The sequence below is a fragment of the Mycobacteroides sp. LB1 genome, assembly GCF_013449725.1.
Taxonomy (GTDB): Bacteria; Actinomycetota; Actinomycetes; order Mycobacteriales; family Mycobacteriaceae; genus Mycobacterium.
The window spans coordinates 1,852,643-1,868,933 of record NZ_JACCFF010000001.1 but is presented as its reverse complement, the minus strand read 5'-3'; the positions used below and the strand labels follow the sequence as shown (position 1 = coordinate 1,868,933).

Here is a 16,291-nt window from a genome sequence, read left to right as displayed (position 1 = left end):
CATGACCACCAAGACTTCGACCGGACACGGTTACTCGCTGAAAAAGGATGACTACGCCAAGCGTCTCTTGCGTATCGAGGGACAGGTGCGTGGTATCGCAAAGATGATCGACGATGACAAGTACTGCATCGACGTGCTGACCCAGATCAGCGCCGCACAGAGTGCGCTGCGGTCGGTTGCGCTGGGGCTGCTCGACGAGCATCTCGGTCATTGTGTCTCCAACGCCGTTGCCTCCGGCGGCGCCGATGCCGAGGAGAAGCTGGCCGAGGCCTCCGCGGCGATCGCCCGGTTGGTGCGCAGCTAGAACGGGGTGGGCGCGAGCCCATCTCTCCGCTCGCGCTTAGGAGTTGAGCGCGGCAACCACCATCTGCCGTAACACTGCTCGCGTCTGCGCAGGTGCCGATCGACCGGCGCTGTAGGGCGTTGAGTTCATCAGACCGAAGGCGGCATGTGCCTTGATCCGCGCATCCGATTCATCGAGGTCGTGATCGGTCCGGCAGAGCACCTGGACCCAGACCTCCACGTAGCGGCGCTGGTATTGACGTACCTGACGACGTGCGTTCTCCGGTAGCGAGTCGAGGTCGCGGTCCTGTACCCGGATCAGATCGCTCTCGTTGAGTGCGAAGTCGAGATGGAAGTCGATGAGCCGGGACAGGCTCTCGTGTGCGGTCTCGGCGGTCTCAGCTTCGTTGGTTCCCCCCTCGAGGAGCCGGCGGCTGACATCGGCCAGCAGATCCACCAGCAGAGCCTCTTTATTGGGGAAGTGTCGGTAGATCGCTGGACCGCTGATCCCGACTGCGGAGCCGAGATCTTCCAAGCGCACCCGCGCATATCCCCGCATGGCCACCAAGCGGGCCGCGGCTGCCAGCAGTTGATCTCGCCGATCAGCCTTGGCGCGTTCGCGTTTGTTCGGGGTTTCCGACTCGGGTACCAGGTTGGTCATCAAACCTTCTCAGTGGCTCGATCTAGACAAATCAGTTAACGGAGATTACCTTAGACCAAGTTAATCCTGATTAACTGAAATTTAAACTTCGGAGCTGAGTATGACTCTCGTAGGTGAGCAGAACAGGGCCGAGCATGCCCGTTTGGTCACGGAGTTGCGTGAGCGGCTCGCGCGCGCGGCGCTCGGCGGTAACGAACAGTCCCGGCAGCGGCATGTGGACCGGGGCAAGCTCCTGCCACGCGATCGCGTTGGCGCCCTGCTCGATCCGGGCAGCCCGTTTCTGGAGTTATCGGCGCTTGCGGCCAATGGCATGTACGAGGACGAGGCTCCCGGCGCCAGCATCATTGCCGGTATCGGTCGGGTCTCGGGACGCGAGTGTGTAATCGCAGCCAATGACGCGACCGTCAAGGGCGGCACCTACTACCCGATGACGGTGAAGAAGCATCTACGCGCCCAGGAAGTCGCGCTGCAGAACCGGCTGCCCTGTATCTACCTGGTGGACTCAGGTGGTGCGTTCCTGCCGATGCAGGACGAGGTGTTCCCGGACCGCGAGCACTTCGGCCGGATCTTCTACAACCAGGCCACCATGAGCGCCAAGGGAATTCCTCAGATCGCCGCGGTGCTGGGTAGTTGCACCGCGGGCGGTGCGTACGTGCCGGCGATGAGCGACGAGGCCGTCATTGTGCGCAAGCAAGGCACGATCTTCCTCGGTGGTCCGCCGTTGGTGAAGGCTGCGACGGGTGAGGTGGTGACGGCCGAGGAGCTCGGCGGTGGCGACCTGCATTCCCGTACCTCGGGTGTGACCGATCACCTGGCCACCGACGATAACGACGCTCTACAGACTGTGCGCCGGATCATCTCCACCTTGGCGCCCAAGGCAGAGTCGCCGTGGCCGGTTGTCGAAACGATTGCCCCGGAACGTGATCCGCGCACGCTGTATGACGTGGTGCCCACCGATCCGCGTATCCCGTACGACGTTCACGAGGTGATCGTCCGATTGGTCGACGGCGGCACGTTCACCGAGTTCAAGGCGGAGTACGGAAAATCCGTGGTGACCGGTATTGCGAGGTTGCACGGGCACCCTGTCGGCATCATCGCGAACAATGGTGTGCTTTTCGCCGAAAGCGCCATGAAAGCAGCGCATTTCATCGAGATCTGTGATCAGCGACGGATACCGCTGGTGTTCCTGCAGAATATCTCCGGCTTCATGGTGGGCCGTGATTACGAGGCCGCCGGTATCGCCAAACACGGGGCAAAGATGGTCACCGCCGTTGCGTGCGCGCGGGTGCCGAAGCTGACTGTGGTGATTGGCGGCTCCTACGGAGCCGGCAACTACTCGATGTGCGGTCGGGCCTATGCGCCACGGTTCCTGTGGATGTGGCCGAACGCACGTATCTCGGTGATGGGTGGGGAGCAGGCCGCCTCGGTCCTCGCCACTGTGCGCGCCGATCAGCGCGCGGGCTCAGGACAAGAGCTCACCGAGGCCGAGCAGGAAGCCTTCAAGGCGCCCATCCGCGAACAGTATGAACGCCAAGGTAATCCGTACTACTCCACCGCGCGCCTCTGGGATGACGGGATTATCGATCCCGCCGACACCCGCACGGTGCTCGGGCTGGCGCTAGGAGTCTGCGCCAATGCACCCCTTGAACCGGTTTCCTACGGCATCTTCAGGATGTGACGTGATGACAGTGCGCAGTGTCCTAATCGCGAACCGCGGCGAGATCGCGGTCCGCATCGCGTCAACCCTGCATGCCATGGGAATTCGCTCCATCGCGGTCTATACGGACGGGGACACCGATCACCTCGCTGCCTGCGATACCGCGGTGCGCCTCGGCGCCGATTCCTCGAGCTATCTCGATATCGATTCGATCATCAGTGCCGCCAAGCAGGCGGGGGCCGAGGCCATCCATCCGGGATACGGGTTTGTCTCGGAGAACGCAGATTTCGTGCGGGCATGCCAGTCGGCGGGGATCATCTTCGTCGGGCCGCCCGCAGAGGCGATGGATGCGATGGGTGACAAGATCCGAGCCAAGGACACAGTGGCCGCCGCCGGTGTCCCGGTGGTGCCCGGCAGTGTCGGCGCGCAATCGGATGCCGAACTGATCGCCACGGCGGAGACGATCGGCACCCCGCTGATCATCAAGCCGTCCGCAGGTGGCGGCGGCAAGGGCATGCGGGTGGTGCACGCCCTGGGCGAGCTGCCCGACGCATTGGTCGCCTCCCGGCGCGAGGCTACCGCGATATTCGGTGACGACACCTTGCTTGTCGAGCGCTATCTCGCTCGACCCAGGCATATCGAGGTTCAGGTGTTCGGTGACACCCACGGCAATATGGTGCACCTGGGCGAACGCGAATGCAGTCTGCAGCGCCGACACCAGAAGGTGATCGAGGAAGCGCCGTCGCCGCTGCTGACGCCCGCAATGCGGGCCGCGATGGGCGAGGCGGCCTGTCAGATTGCCCGTAGCGTCGGCTATTTCGGTGCCGGTACCGTTGAATTCATTGTTGACTCGGATGATCCAGAGTCCTTCTACTTCATGGAGATGAACACCCGGCTCCAGGTCGAACATCCCGTCACCGAGATGGTGACGGGAATCGACTTGGTGCAGTGGCAGATTGGTGTGGCGGCCGGTGAGTGCCTGCCGCTCGCGCAAAATCAGATCAGCTTGACCGGCCACGCGGTCGAGGCGCGGGTGTACGCCGAGGACCCCGCTCGTGAGTTCCTGCCGACCGGTGGGAGCGTTGCGCTTGGCCGTTTTTCGAGCAGTGCTCGTACCGATACGGCATTGGCTACCGGATCTGTTGTGGGCTCTCGATTCGATCCGATGCTGGCCAAGGTCATTGTGCACGCTGCCGACCGCGCGTCTGCGCTGGCCGATGCCAACCAGGCGCTGGCCGACACCCGGATACTTGGCGTGGGCACCAATATCGCCTTCCTGCGCGCCTTGTTGACGAATCCTGTTGTGATAGCCGGAGATATCGACACCGCCCTGCTTGACAAGATCGCGGCCGAGTACCACCCGCCCGTCGCGCCACCGTGGGTGTGGGTGGCCGCCGCGGCGCTGTTGGACGGTGCGTCCGCTTCAGACGGTCTTTGGAATGCCAAATCTGGGTGGCGGATTGGCGAACATGCAGCACGTTCGTATCGGCTGCGCATCGGAGAGTCGATCGAGCTGATCCGGCTCTGGAGCGATCCGGTGGCCGGGGTCAGCGTCGGCGACGGCGAGCGGGTTCAGAGCAAGGTGCACAGCACGGCAGGACAGGTGAGCATCGAGTTCGCCGGCCAGCTGTATCGCGCGGATGCCACACGCACAGAGACAGCGGCGTGGATCGCGACCGATGAGGGCACCTGGCACGCGGATATCGCACCTGAACCCCGTCTACGGCATCACGACGGTGAGGACGAGGACGGTGAAATCCGTAGCTCCATGCCGGGAGTTGTGCGTGTCGTGTCGGTGAGCACGGGAACCGTCATAGAGCGCGACGCTCCGGTGGTGGTGGTCGAGGCCATGAAGATGGAACACACCTTGCGCGCACCGCTCGCCGGAACCGTGACCGTTTCGGTGGCCGTCGGCGACCAAGTGGCCGTCGACCAACTCCTCGCCACCATCCACCCGGCTATCGACCCCCAGGAGGGGAGACCATGACGTTCAGCACCGCAGAGCTACCTGACGAGTACGACTCGCTGCGTAAAACCGTTGAGGAATTTGCCAATTCGGTGGTGGCGCCGGTCGCAGCACATCACGATGCGACCAAGACGTTCCCGTATGCGGTGGTGGCACAAATGGGCGAAATGGGGCTGTTCGGTCTGCCGTTCCCCGAGGAGTACGGCGGTATGGGCGGCGACTACTTCGCCCTCTGTCTGACGCTGGAGGAACTGGCCCGGGTGGATCAGAGTGTGGCCATCACCCTTGAGGCCGCGGTCTCGCTTGGCGCCATGCCGATCTATCGATTTGGGAGTGAACAGCAGAAAGAACACTGGCTGCCCGAGCTGGCCTCCGGAAACTCTTTGGCCGCCTTCGGTTTGACCGAGCCCGGTGGTGGTACCGACATCCCGGGATCGATTCGCACGAGGGCCGTCGAAGACGACGGCAGCTGGATTATCAACGGCTCCAAGGCATTCATCACCAACTCAGGGACGGATATCACCGCGGTGGTTGGCGTCGCGGCAGTGACCGGACGCTCCCCGGACGGATCGCCGGAGATCTCCGTAATTCACGTACCCTCCGGCACAACGGGATTCACAGTCGAGCCGAGCTACGACAAGGTCGGATGGCATGCCTCGGACACGCATCCGCTGAGCTTCGACGACGTACGCGTGCCCCACGAAAACCTATTGGGGGAGCGCGGCCGCGGATACGCGGGATTTCTGCGCATCCTCGATGAGGGCCGGATCGCCATCGCGGCGTTGGCAACCGGCGCCGCACAGGGGTGTGTCGACGAAAGCCTGCGGTACGCGCGCAGCCGGCCCGCCTTCGGCAGCGCGATCATCGACTACCAGTCTGTCTCGTTCAAGATCGCCAGGATGCAGGCCCGCGCGCACACCTCGCGACTGGCCTACTACCACGCTGCCGCGCTGCTGCTGGCCGGAAAGCCGTTCAAGACCGAAGCGTCGATCGCCAAACTGATCGCCAGTGAGGCAGCCATGGACAACGCGCGCGATGCCACCCAGATCTTCGGGGGAGCGGGATTCATGAACGAGTCTCCGGTCGCGCGCCAATACCGCGACAGCAAAATCCTGGAGATCGGCGAGGGCACGAGCGAGGTCCAGCTGATGATCATCGCCCGGGCGCTGAGCCGGTAGCCTTGAGTAATACTTAGCTGTATGGGTGACCTGGGGATCCGGTACGACTCCCCAGGTCGTCGGCTATGAACAGATACCCCTGTGGGGTTATCGATGTGACGTTTTCTAATCAACGGCGATAGTGCCTGGTCAAGGACCATTTTCTTGAGCGGGTGAAACACAGTGTCGCCTGGTTGCGACGAACGCTATGACACACTGGATGTGTCGTGTCTACAGGAGTGAGCATGCTTGTCTTAACTCGTTGGTTCCGGCGCACCCTCGTCAGCGGTATCTGTGTCGCAGGACTGTTGGGCGCCGGAGTGGTTCCTGCCCTCGCGGACCCCGATGAACCCGGTGGTCCAGGCATCGAAGAGCCGGGGCCTCCGCCACCGCCCTTCGAGCTACCGCCGCCACCGCCTCCGCCGTGGGAAGTGCCGCCGCCACCGCCGGAGGGTCCGCCTCCCGGCGAGGTTCCGCCGCCTCCGGCGCCGACCACACCGCCGCCTGGGGCGCCTCCCACGGGGGATGTCCCCCCGCTGCCCGTGGGGTTGCTCAAGAACTCGCCCAATAACGGTGATGTCGTCGGTGTGGCCCAGCCGGTGACGATTGTCTTCTCGGCTCCGGTGACGGACAAGAAGGCCGCCGAGGCGGCCGTGAAGATCACCACGTCGAAGCCGGTGCCGGGATACTTCTATTGGTACACCGACCAGCAGCTGCGCTGGAAGCCCACGCAATTCTGGCCCGCGAACACCGATGTGAACGTGAATGCGGGTGGCACGAAGTGGAGCTTTAAGGTCGGTGACGCCTTCGTGTCCACGGTTGACGACGCCACCTACACGATGACCGTGACCCGCAACGGGGTCGTGGAGCGCACCATGCCCATGTCGATGGGTAAGCACGACAAGAAGCACGAGACCAAGAACGGCACGTACTACGTCAGCGAGAAGTTCCAGAAGATGGTGATGGACTCCTCCACCTACGGGGTGCCGGTCAATTCGGCCGAGGGCTACAAGCTCGACGTGTTCTGGGCGACGCGGCTCTCCAACTCGGGCATCTTCGTCCACGGTGCGCCGTGGTCGGTGGGTGCACAAGGTAAGAGCGATACCAGCCACGGCTGCATCAATCTGAGCACCGACAATGCCACCTGGTACTTCAACCAGTCCCACCCCGGTGACCCGGTGATCGTGAAGAACTCACCCGGTGGTCCGTACAAGGACTACGACGGTTACGACGACTGGCAGCGTTTCTGAGATCTGAAGACAACAAGAAAGCCCCCGGCCACGGACCGGGGGCTTTCTTGTTGCGGTGTCAGCTCCAGATGCGTACGCGCTGATCGTCTTCCAGGAACAACTCGTCCTCTGTGGTGAGCGCGAAGGCCTCGTAGAAGGCATCGATATTGCGCACCACGCCATTGCACCGGAATTCCGGCGGCGAGTGCGGATCTACCGAAAGACGCCGGATAGCCTCGGCCTCACGGGCCTTTGTCCGCCACACCTGCGCCCAGCCGTAGAAGACTCGTTGCACACCCGTCAGATTGTCGATCACGGGAGCAGGCTTGCCGCCCAACGAGATCTCGTAGGCGAGCAGAGCGATCGAGAGACCGCCCAAATCGCCGATGTTCTCACCAACGGTGAACGCGCCGTTGACATGCTGATCGGACAGCGCGCGCGGCACGAACTCGTCGTATTGTTTGATCAGCGCCGTCGTACGCACCCCGAATTCGTCGCGGTCGGTGTCGGTCCACCAGTTGACCAGGTTGCCGTCACCGTCGTATTTGGAGCCCTGATCATCGAACCCATGGCCGATCTCGTGACCGATGACGGCGCCGATTCCTCCGTAGTTAGCGGCATCGTCGGCGTCGGCGTCGAAGAAGGGCGGCTGCAAAATGGCTGCGGGGAAAACGATTTCGTTCATGCCCGGGTTGTAGTACGCGTTCACCGTCTGCGGGGTCATGAACCACTCGTCGCGATCGACCGGGCCGGCCAGCTTGGCAAGGCCGCGGTCGCATTCGGCGGCCGTGGCGCGCCGGACATTCCCCAGTAGATCATCGCGGCGGATGGCGATCGTCGAGTAGTCACGCCAGGTGGCCGGGTAGCCGATCTTCGGAGTGAACTTGTCGAGTTTCTGCAGGGCCTTTGTGCGGGTCTCCGGAGTCATCCATTCCAGTTCGGTGATGCTGGCGCGATACGCCTCACGCAAATTATCGACGAGTACCTCCATGCGCGCCTTCGCATTCGGCGGGAAGTGGCGCTCGACGTAGAGCTGTCCGACAGCTTCGCCGAGTAGTGACTCGACCACCGCGACACCGCGCTTCCAGCGGTCGCGGATCTGCTCGGTACCCGACAGTGCGCGCCCATAGAAATCGAAATTCTCGGCCACCAGCGGCTCGGTGAGATACGGCGCGCGGGCACAAACCAGCCGCCAGCCGGCCCACTGCTTCCAGTCATTCAACGGCTCCGAAGCCCAGAGCTCCGCGAAGGTGGTGAGATAGTCGGGCTGCCGTACCACCAATTCGTTGACCTGGCCCGTGGTGGCGCCCAGTCCGGAAATCCAGCCACTCCAATCAAACCCAGGTGCGGTGTGCTCCAGATCGGTGAAGCGCAGCAGGTTGTAGCTCAGCTCGGCGTCCCGCCGCTTGACCACATCCCAATGTGCTGCCGCGATCTTGGTTTCCAGTTCGAGAATCGTTGCGGCGGCGGCATCGTGGTCATCATCGCCGTTGACCAGCGCGAGCATGGCGGCGATATGGGCGCGGTAGTTATCGCGTGTCGCCGCGTGCTGGTCCTCGCGGTAGTACGACTCGTCGGGCAGTCCGAGGCCGGACTGGCTGATGTGCAGTAGGTAGCGCGCGGAATTCTTGGCGTCGGTGTCCACGTAGCAGCCCACGCCGCTGCCGACCCCGGCCCGCTGAAGCGCACCCATGACGGCGGCCAGCGCGGTGGCATTCGGGGCCGAGACGATCCGGTCCAGCTCCTCGTGGAGCGGCGCCAGGCCGATTTCCCCCACGGCTTCGGTGTCCATGAAGCTGGCGAACAGATCGCCGATCTTCTGAGGCTCGGTGCCTTCCGGTGCACCAGAGTTGGCCGCCTCGGTGATGATCCCGCGAACCTGCTCCTCGGCACGGTCGAACAGAGTCCGGAACGCGCCATCGACGGCACGGTCGGCAGGAATGGCGTATTCGGCGAGCCAGTGCCCGTTGACGTGGCCGAACAGGTCATCCTGCGGGCGGATCGATTCGTCGCGATGGCTCAGGTCGATACCGGACTTCGCCGATGAGCCGCTTGCGCGAAGAGCGTCGGGGGAGCTGGTGGTTTCGGTGGTCACCCGTCCATGGTGACATGGGTCGCTAGGGTGAGGCCCGTGAGCAAAGACGACCCGGCGCAGGAAGACGGAGCAGTCTTGTCCCGGTACGGCATGCTGTCCGCTGTTCTCGGAGTGATCGCGGTTGTCGCGCTGGTGTTTTCGATACTCGTCAGCACCGGGCACCGCGGCCAGGTGACCAGTGACCGCTACGATTCGCGTGTTCTCGGCACCGCTGTGAGCTGGGTAAACGCGTTGATCAACATGAACAAGGGCAATGTCGGGCCTAGCGTGCAGGCATTACAGGACGGTGCCGCCGGGAGGCTCAGCGATGAGCTGGGGGCGACCATCGCCGGATTCGTGCAGCTGGCCCGGACCCTCGACACCGATGCCGTGGGCGAGATCGACTCCGTAGCCATTGAAAGAGCGGGACCTCATGACGATGCGGATGTCGGCCTGCCGTCGGCGGAGCGGACTGACCGCGTGATGGTGGTGGCGACCTCGGTGACACGAGCCGCCAACGCGCCCGCGAAGGTCAATCCGTGGTACCTGCGACTTGCGGTGTCCAAGGTGGGCGATCAGCTACTGGTGACGGATCTGAGGGTTATCCAGTGAGCCGGAATGTTTTGCGCGTCATTCTCTTTGATGTGCTGGCACCGTTGGTGGCGTTGCTCGCGATCGTGATGCTCGGTGTAATTCTGGGCTGGCCCACCTGGTGGGTGGCGATAGGCACCGCTGCAGGGCTGCTCATCGCCCAGGGGGTTGCGCTGAACGCCTATCTGGCCAGGCGTGATTCGGTCACCTTCGGCACGGACGACGACGGTCCTGGGTTACGCACCGGGATCGCGGCCCTGGCCGCCGCCGCGGTGGTGGCCGTTGCGGTGGTGGGATACCGAGACTGGACGGTGCCCGATCGTGCGGGAAACGCGGACCGCGCAGCCGTCACCGATGTCGTTGCCACGGTGGCCGAGGCGGTGGTGAACTACAACCCCAGCAGCCCGGACACCTACGTGCACAAGGCCACCGAGCACATGACCCAGGAGCAGGCTCAATCCTTCACGCGTGATTTCGACCGGGCCACCGCCGAGCTGAAGGCCAAGGGGATCTCGCAGAAGGGTGAGGTCATCTCAGTGGGTCTGGAAGCAATCGGTCCGGAGTCCGGAGTGGCAGCCACGCTGGTGCGGCGGACAAGCACCGCGGCGAAGACGCAGTCGGTGGAAGCGGTGCTGGCGCTGCGGATGACGCTTGCCAAACGCGATGGCCGCTGGCTCGTGGACAACATCGCGCCGATCGACCGGGTCGGCGGTCAGTCGCTGAAGGCTAGCGCCGGAAACTAGCGTGAACTGATCCGCGCGAATTCGATTTCGGTGCACCGGTCCATAACGACCTGAAGTCCGGCGTCGGTCGCCTTGTTCGCGGCATCGACGTCAACGAGATCGAGCTGAAACCACAGTGTGCGTGCACCGATGTCGATGGCCTCTTGGGTGATGCCCGCCAGCTCCTCGCGGCGGCGGAACACATCCACCAGATCGGGTGTCTCGGGCAGTGCCTCAAGACTGGGGTAGACGGTCTCGCCGTCGAGCTCGGCGATGGTCGGATTCACCAGGAAGATCCGATAGGAGCTGTGCGAGGCCAGATAGCGATAGACGCCGTGGCTCGGCCGGTCCGGATTGGCTGAAACTCCCACAATCGCAATGCTCTTGGTATCACGCAGAATCTGGGCGATGGTCGCGTTATCGGGGGCAGTCCACACCGAGGTTCCTTTCTGGTAACGCGCAGCACACCGAAAACTCAGGTGACAGGTCTTGGCATGGCACGGTAGACATGGGTATGTGTCTGAGCTGACCCTACGCACCATCCAAGATGAGGACGACTACGAGTCGTACATGACCTCGTCGTATTCCGTGTTCCTGCAGGAGCTACGGAAGGACGAGATCGAGGTCAACCGCAAGTTCACCGAGCTGGACCGGATGATCGGTTTCCACAACGGAAAACGGTGGGTGTCGACGGCGGGTGCCTTCAGCCGTCAGGTGGTGCTGCCGGGCGGTGCCGTCGTCCCGGTCGCCGCTGTCACCGCGGTCACGGTATTGCCGACGCATCGCCGCCGCGGCCTGTTGACGGCCATGATGCGCCATCAGCTCGAGGACATCCGGTCGCGCGGCGAGGCGCTCGCCATGCTGTTCGCCTCGGAAGCGTTGATTTACGGCCGATTTGGCTACGGGGTCGCGACGGAGGCCGCGGACTTGTCCGGGCCGGTGCGCGAGCTGGCATTCCGGCCGGACGTAGACCTTGGCGACGGCACCCTGGAAGAGGTGGATGCGGAGACCTTCCTGGCCTCGGCCCCGGCTGTTTACGATGCCGCTATTGCGGACCTGCCCGGGCAAATGTCCAGAACTCCGGAGTGGTGGGCCTCCTGGACCTTTGACAATGAGGAGCGGCAGAAGGACTCGGGCAAGGTCCGCTTCGTCCTGCACTACGAATCCGATGGAACGGTCAGCGGATTCGCCATCTACCGGCCCAAGTCCGAGTGGAGCGACTCGGGACCCAATAGCGAGCTGCACGTGCAAGAGGTACTCGGCACCAACTCCCGCGCCTACGCCAGAACCTGGCGCTACCTGCTGGATATGGACCTGGTACGCAAGATCAAGTATCACGGTGCATCGGTGCACGAGGAGCTCCGCTACCTGGTGGCCAACCATTCGGCACTGGAATGTGCCGTGGGCGACGCGATTCATGTGCGGCTGCTCGATATTCCACGGGCGCTGTCACAGCGGCGATACGCCGCCGAGGTGGATGTGGTGTTTGAGGTGACCGACCAGTTCCTCCCGGAGAACTCCGGACGCTACCGCCTGCGCGGCGGTCTGACCGATGCCCGTTGTGAAATCACCACGGAGGAAGCCGATATCGCGCTGACCGTGCGTGATCTCGGGTCCGTCTACATGGGTGGGGTGGGTCTGCAGGCGCTGGCCAGTGCCGGCTTGGTCACCGAACTGCGGGCAGGCGCAGTGCGACGGGCCGCCATCGCATTCGGCTGGCCCGTCGCACCCAGTGCGCCCGACGACTTCTAGCTAGTTGTCACGGCCGGGGCGGCCCATTTGTCCGGGGCCGTCCCATCCGTCGTCACTACGTTCCCAGCCGCCGTGTCCGCCGTGGTGGCCCCAGCCACCGCCACCGCCGTGGGTGTGCCACCAGATGGCGCACGCGATACGGAACGCGATGAACAGGAACAGCAGTACCAGGCCGGTCAGCAGGGCGATCTTGCCGAGTAGTTTGGCGCGGTCCGAGGACTCCTGGGCGCGGTCGTACTGGCCGGTGATCCAGAACTGGGTGACGTTCAGCGCGTTCGTGAAGGCGCTGAAGGCCAACGGCCAGAAGAAGACAACGGCGGCCACGGCCCAGCCGACATTCGAGGGCGGGAGCTTTGGTGGTCCCGGGGCGACCGTCGGTGCAGGTGGCGGCGCGGGAGTGGGAGTGGTGGGTTCGTCGGTTTTCGTCTCGTCGGTCATGGCACGAGGTTAGGCCGATTTCAGGAGGGCTGCCATAACGATCCACGGTCTTTCAGGGAACTGGCATTGGTTACGCAGGTACCCGTAAACAATGTCAGCGGAATAGGGATGGCTATCCGCGAGGTCGGGTGCGCCCGAACCGGCGGGCGACTCGGCGCATACGGATCAGCATCGCCACCGAGGGCATGCTCGTACCCGCCAGATATGCGGAGAGCTCACCACTTGAAACACCTATGCGGGAGGCAAACTCGGCCTCGCGTAGACCGGAGGCCTCGAACAACAGGTTGATCTCGTTGGTCGCCTCGCGCCGTTCGGCCTCGGCAAGATCGTCGCGGGCTCGGGTGAGAACTTCCTGCAGTGCGTTTGAAATGCCGTAGAGCTCATCGGAGCCGAGCGCTTCCTCGACCTGGCGTGCGGTTCGTCCGAACGGGTCACGTTTGAGCGCGTGGACGATTTCTTGCCAATCAGACAGGTCGCCGCTTTGCAGGGCACCCAGCATCTCAGCGGTGGTCCAATGAGTGACCGGCTTGCCACCGTGCTGCGGCTGGTCGGAACCAGTGTCCGTGGCGCCGGAACCCGAAGGCTCATCGGGCACTTCGGGGGAGACGGCCGGCGCGTCGCTCGTGACCGTCACCTCGCATCCTCCAACATCGCCACCGCCACGGACAGACACTGTCTGCGCACCGCTGGGCTTTCGATCGTGCCATCGCCGGGCTTCGGGTCAGCGAGCCGGCGCACCAGCTGGCTGGAAACCCACCGCTGATTGGACTGTACACAGTAATGCTGATCGATCCCGGCGAGGACCTTCGCCGCCATCCGTGGTTCCATCAGCGAAGCGAGCCGGGCGAACTCGGTGTAATCGCGTTCGGCATTGCGGCGCATCAATAAAAGTCCCTGCATGCGGAGCGCTTCGGCGTCGGTGGGCACCGCGCATTTCTGTCCGGTCGGCAGCTTGACCTGGGCGATTTCCATCGGTGTGATCCGGGACAGAGGTCCAGGCATTTCGATTGTGTCGGTATGTGTTCCATTTTTGCCGGCCTGCAGGGACTCCAGGGCCACAGTCAAGTTGTCACGCCAGCGGTCCGCGAGCATCGGCTGTGTCTCGGGTACCGCAACAGTGTCATCGGATAGGCGCTTGAGCCTGGCCGCCGAGACGGCAATGGCGTGGTAGTCGATGCGCGGTTCCTCAAATCCGGAACCCTGCAGCCGCAGCGCACTTTCGGTGTGCGGGCCCGGAAGCTCGTCGACACAGGGGGTTTCAAAGTCCACCGTGGGTAGCACCCGATCGAGCCAGCCGGGCAGCCACCAGTTGCGCTTGTTGAACATCGACATCAGCGCTGGTACCAGGACCAGGCGCACCACCGTCGCGTCAACGGCTATCGCCACCGCGCACGCCACGCCCAGCTGCGCCACCAATGGCATTCCGGCGAAGGCGAATCCGATGAACACCGCGATCATGATGAGTGCCGCGCTGGTGATGGTGCGCGCGCTGGTGCGTACCCCGTATGAGACAGCGTCACCGCAGTCGCCGGTACGCAGGTATCGCTCACGTACGCGGGCTAGCAAGAAGATCTCGTAGTCCATGGTGAGACCGAAGGTCAGCGCCAAGGCCAGCGGCGGGATACTGCTGTCGATATTGGCCTGGTGGAAGCCCAAGAATTCCAACCATCCCCACTGGAAGACGATCACCAGGCTGCCGTAGGCGGCGGCGACGGAGAGCACGGTCATCACCACGCCCTTGAGTGCCAGCACCGGCGAGCGCAGGGTAACCAGCAGCATCACGAATGCGAGCACGCAGACGAATGCGAAGACGGCCCAGAGGGAGTGTTCGACCCGATTGTCGTAGTCGAACAGCAGTGCCGTCGGACCGCCGACATTGATCTCGGCTCCCGAATTCTCGAGCGCGTCGGGCACATTCGTGCGCAGCCAGCTGACGGTATCGCGCGCCGCGGTTGCCTCGGGGTCCACCGACAGTACGGCCGAGATGAGTGCGTCGTGACCGTTGGTTGAGAACGCCGGGTCGGAAACCCGCGCGATGTTCGGGGCCTGCGCGATTTTCTCCTTCGCAGTCTCGAGGAACTGTGCGTGCTGAGGATCCTGCGCGTTGCCCTTATCGCCGGTGAAGGTAAGCAGTACCTGCACCGGCCCCAGCGCACCCGGTCCCATGGCTACGGCCGCCGCGTCGATACCTCGGCGGATTTCGTGGGAGGAATCGAATTGGCGCAGCATGCTATTGGAGACGTGCATGTGCAGGCTCGGTGCCGCGAGCGCGAGCAGGAACACCGAAGCGCCCAGCGCGGAAAGCCATGGTCGGCGCATTACCTGCTGGGTCCACTTGCGCCAGAACGGGATCGAATGCTTGCGCAGCGGTGAGACGCGCAACAGCCGGGACTGGTTGGCCGCGGCCTTGCCGAAGATGGCGAGCAGGGCGGGCATCAGCGTGGTGGAGGTGAGAACGGCGATCGCGACGACGATGATGGCGCCGGAGGCCATCGATGCCAGCGCGGGGGTTCCGATCAGGTAGATACCGGCTAGGGCGGCGATCACCGTCAGGCCGGAGAAGGTGACCGTGAGCCCCGAGGTGGCCATGGCCGCGGCTATCGCCTCTTGCCGGTTCTTCCCCGAGTTCAGCTCTTCGCGGTATCGCATGAGGATGAAGAGGGAGTAGTCCACCGCGACGGCGAGACCGATCATCGTCACCGTCGGCAGGGCGAACACCGACATCGTGGTGATGTTCGACAGCGCGAGGACGAGCGCGACGCTCAACGCCACCGTGCACAGACCCAGTAGCAGGGGCAGTGAGGCCGCAGCGAGAGAGCCGAACGCCGCGATCAGCACGATCAGGATGACCGGGATGTTCCATTTCTCGGCCTGCTTGATGTCACCGGCGATCTGTTCGGTCATCGCGGCACCCAGCGCGCCCTGCCCAATCACATACAGGGACACTCGGCCGCCTGCGATCTGCCCCGGCTCGCCGCCGTGCACACCTATCTTCTTGCGGAGCTCCTTGGCGATATCGGTCGCACCGGTGTTGTCGAAGCCGATCCGCAGGGTGACGACGAACGGACGGTCCGGTTGTGGGGTCAGTTGCGGGGGAATCGGCTCGATCGACACCTGAGGAATCTGAGCCGCCACCTGCTTCAGATAGTCGACGGCGGCGGTCATATCGGTGACGCTGGCGTCGGGGCGGGGTGCGGCGACCAGGGCAAGCGGAGAGGCTCCCCGATCGCGGAAGCCGGTCTCCATTGCGTCGTGCACCTTGAGGGACTGCGATCCGGCGACCTCGAAGCCGCCGCCGGTGAGCTTTTCGCCGCGGTCGACTACCAGCCCTACCGCGGCGACAATGAGAATCAGCCAGACAGCGACGGTCAACCAGCGATACCTACGGAGGTAGTCGCTGGTGCGCATCATGACTGACTGCACAGATAGTCCCTGTCGTTCGGTGTGACGCACGCAGTCTCCTGTGGCGTGCTCGTGATGCTACAGCAACGCGACCAACCACGCGTGTTGTCTGTATATATCCCGGCAACCTGCAATGACACGGTTACTAACAGACTGCCTTGGCGAAAAACGAGTGGTGGCTGGACGTGCTCTTCGCGCTCCCTGGCAACGTTGCGTTGGATCGTGAGCGGGATGCGGAATTTCAGAATCTGGCCGACTATAAAGACTCGGTAACTCTCTGGTGACTTGGCGAGTCCGTGTTTCGAAATGCCGCCGAATTTCGATACCTTGGCTGTAATCCCACAAACAAGTAGGAGGAAT

The 16,291-nt window shown here is 63.5% G+C and carries 14 protein-coding genes; 8 read left to right on the top strand and 6 right to left on the bottom strand.

Annotated elements, in window-relative coordinates:
• Window position 1: 1 nt before the first annotated feature.
• Entirely contained in the window at window positions 2-304 is a 303-nt protein-coding gene (locus MLB1_RS09065; protein ID WP_180749308.1) for a metal-sensitive transcriptional regulator, read from the top strand.
• Between the two features lie 36 nt (window positions 305-340).
• Here MLB1_RS09065 and MLB1_RS09060 read toward each other — a convergent pair whose 3' ends face one another.
• On the bottom strand, window positions 341-943 hold the full coding sequence (locus MLB1_RS09060) for a TetR family transcriptional regulator (RefSeq protein ID WP_180749307.1): 603 nt from the start codon (window positions 941-943) through the stop codon (window positions 341-343).
• Between the two features lie 100 nt (window positions 944-1,043).
• Here MLB1_RS09060 and MLB1_RS09055 point away from each other — a divergent pair, with 100 nt between their 5' ends.
• From MLB1_RS09055 to MLB1_RS09040, 4 genes are all read left to right on the top strand, one after another.
• Window positions 1,044-2,621: a carboxyl transferase domain-containing protein gene (locus MLB1_RS09055; RefSeq protein ID WP_180749306.1), complete on the top strand. Its 1,578-nt coding sequence runs from the start codon at window positions 1,044-1,046 to the stop codon at window positions 2,619-2,621.
• Between the two features lie 4 nt (window positions 2,622-2,625).
• Complete coding sequence (locus MLB1_RS09050) at window positions 2,626-4,587, top strand: biotin carboxylase N-terminal domain-containing protein (RefSeq protein WP_180749305.1); 1,962 nt, start codon at window positions 2,626-2,628, stop codon at window positions 4,585-4,587.
• Complete coding sequence (locus tag MLB1_RS09045) at window positions 4,584-5,744, top strand: acyl-CoA dehydrogenase family protein (protein ID WP_180749304.1); 1,161 nt, start codon at window positions 4,584-4,586, stop codon at window positions 5,742-5,744. Before MLB1_RS09050 ends, MLB1_RS09045 begins: the two co-directional genes overlap by 4 nt.
• Before the next feature lie 224 nt (window positions 5,745-5,968).
• Window positions 5,969-6,973, top strand: coding sequence for a L,D-transpeptidase family protein (locus tag MLB1_RS09040; protein ID WP_180749303.1), 1,005 nt, complete (start codon window positions 5,969-5,971; stop codon window positions 6,971-6,973).
• A gap of 58 nt (window positions 6,974-7,031) precedes the next feature.
• Here the strand turns inward: MLB1_RS09040 and MLB1_RS09035 are convergent, their stop codons facing one another.
• On the bottom strand, window positions 7,032-9,047 hold the full coding sequence (locus MLB1_RS09035) for a M13 family metallopeptidase (RefSeq protein ID WP_180749302.1): 2,016 nt from the start codon (window positions 9,045-9,047) through the stop codon (window positions 7,032-7,034).
• 111 nt (window positions 9,048-9,158) lie between these two features.
• On the opposite strand from MLB1_RS09035, the gene MLB1_RS09030 reads away from it, so the two are divergent.
• Together MLB1_RS09030 and MLB1_RS09025 are read left to right on the top strand one after the other, a co-directional pair.
• The gene (locus MLB1_RS09030) at window positions 9,159-9,638 is read left to right on the top strand and encodes a hypothetical protein (RefSeq protein ID WP_180749788.1); all 480 of its coding nucleotides are present in this window, start codon (window positions 9,159-9,161) and stop codon (window positions 9,636-9,638) included.
• A gap of 68 nt (window positions 9,639-9,706) precedes the next feature.
• Window positions 9,707-10,360 (top strand): hypothetical protein, encoded by a 654-nt coding sequence (locus tag MLB1_RS09025; protein ID WP_180749787.1) that lies wholly within the window; start codon window positions 9,707-9,709, stop codon window positions 10,358-10,360.
• Here the strand turns inward: MLB1_RS09025 and MLB1_RS09020 are convergent.
• Window positions 10,357-10,776, bottom strand: a complete 420-nt coding sequence (locus MLB1_RS09020) for a CoA-binding protein (RefSeq protein ID WP_180749301.1) — start codon at window positions 10,774-10,776, stop codon at window positions 10,357-10,359. The two genes, MLB1_RS09025 and MLB1_RS09020, sit on opposite strands and share 4 nt — an antisense overlap.
• Window positions 10,777-10,855: 79 nt before the next feature.
• Here MLB1_RS09020 and MLB1_RS09015 point away from each other — a divergent pair, with 79 nt between their 5' ends.
• Window positions 10,856-12,091: a GNAT family N-acetyltransferase gene (locus MLB1_RS09015; RefSeq protein WP_180749300.1), complete on the top strand. Its 1,236-nt coding sequence runs from the start codon at window positions 10,856-10,858 to the stop codon at window positions 12,089-12,091.
• Here the strand turns inward: MLB1_RS09015 and MLB1_RS09010 are convergent, their stop codons facing one another.
• The 3 genes from MLB1_RS09010 to MLB1_RS09000 all read right to left on the bottom strand — a co-directional run bounded on the left by MLB1_RS09010 (window position 12,092) and on the right by MLB1_RS09000 (window position 15,940).
• Window positions 12,092-12,529, bottom strand: a complete 438-nt coding sequence (locus MLB1_RS09010) for a CD225/dispanin family protein (RefSeq protein ID WP_180749299.1) — start codon at window positions 12,527-12,529, stop codon at window positions 12,092-12,094.
• A 112-nt stretch (window positions 12,530-12,641) separates the two neighbouring features.
• Window positions 12,642-13,163 carry a helix-turn-helix transcriptional regulator gene (locus tag MLB1_RS09005; RefSeq protein ID WP_180749298.1) on the bottom strand — a complete coding sequence of 174 codons (522 nt, stop codon included), beginning with the start codon at window positions 13,161-13,163 and terminating at the stop codon, window positions 12,642-12,644.
• On the bottom strand, window positions 13,160-15,940 hold the full coding sequence (locus MLB1_RS09000) for an MMPL family transporter (RefSeq protein ID WP_180749786.1): 2,781 nt from the start codon (window positions 15,938-15,940) through the stop codon (window positions 13,160-13,162). The genes MLB1_RS09005 and MLB1_RS09000 overlap by 4 nt, the downstream gene beginning before the upstream one ends.
• Window positions 15,941-16,291 lie beyond the last annotated feature (351 nt).

Coding starts and splice junctions, on each gene's coding strand:
- MLB1_RS09065 (WP_180749308.1), top strand. CDS start 2: ATGACCACCAAGACTTCGACCGGACACGGTTACTCGCTGAAAAAGGAT.
- MLB1_RS09060 (WP_180749307.1), bottom strand. CDS start 943: ATGACCAACCTGGTACCCGAGTCGGAAACCCCGAACAAACGCGAACGC.
- MLB1_RS09055 (WP_180749306.1), top strand. CDS start 1,044: ATGACTCTCGTAGGTGAGCAGAACAGGGCCGAGCATGCCCGTTTGGTC.
- MLB1_RS09050 (WP_180749305.1), top strand. CDS start 2,626: ATGACAGTGCGCAGTGTCCTAATCGCGAACCGCGGCGAGATCGCGGTC.
- MLB1_RS09045 (WP_180749304.1), top strand. CDS start 4,584: ATGACGTTCAGCACCGCAGAGCTACCTGACGAGTACGACTCGCTGCGT.
- MLB1_RS09040 (WP_180749303.1), top strand. CDS start 5,969: ATGCTTGTCTTAACTCGTTGGTTCCGGCGCACCCTCGTCAGCGGTATC.
- MLB1_RS09025 (WP_180749787.1), top strand. CDS start 9,707: ATGCTCGGTGTAATTCTGGGCTGGCCCACCTGGTGGGTGGCGATAGGC.
- MLB1_RS09010 (WP_180749299.1), bottom strand. CDS start 12,529: ATGACCGACGAGACGAAAACCGACGAACCCACCACTCCCACTCCCGCG.
- MLB1_RS09000 (WP_180749786.1), bottom strand. CDS start 15,940: ATGATGCGCACCAGCGACTACCTCCGTAGGTATCGCTGGTTGACCGTC.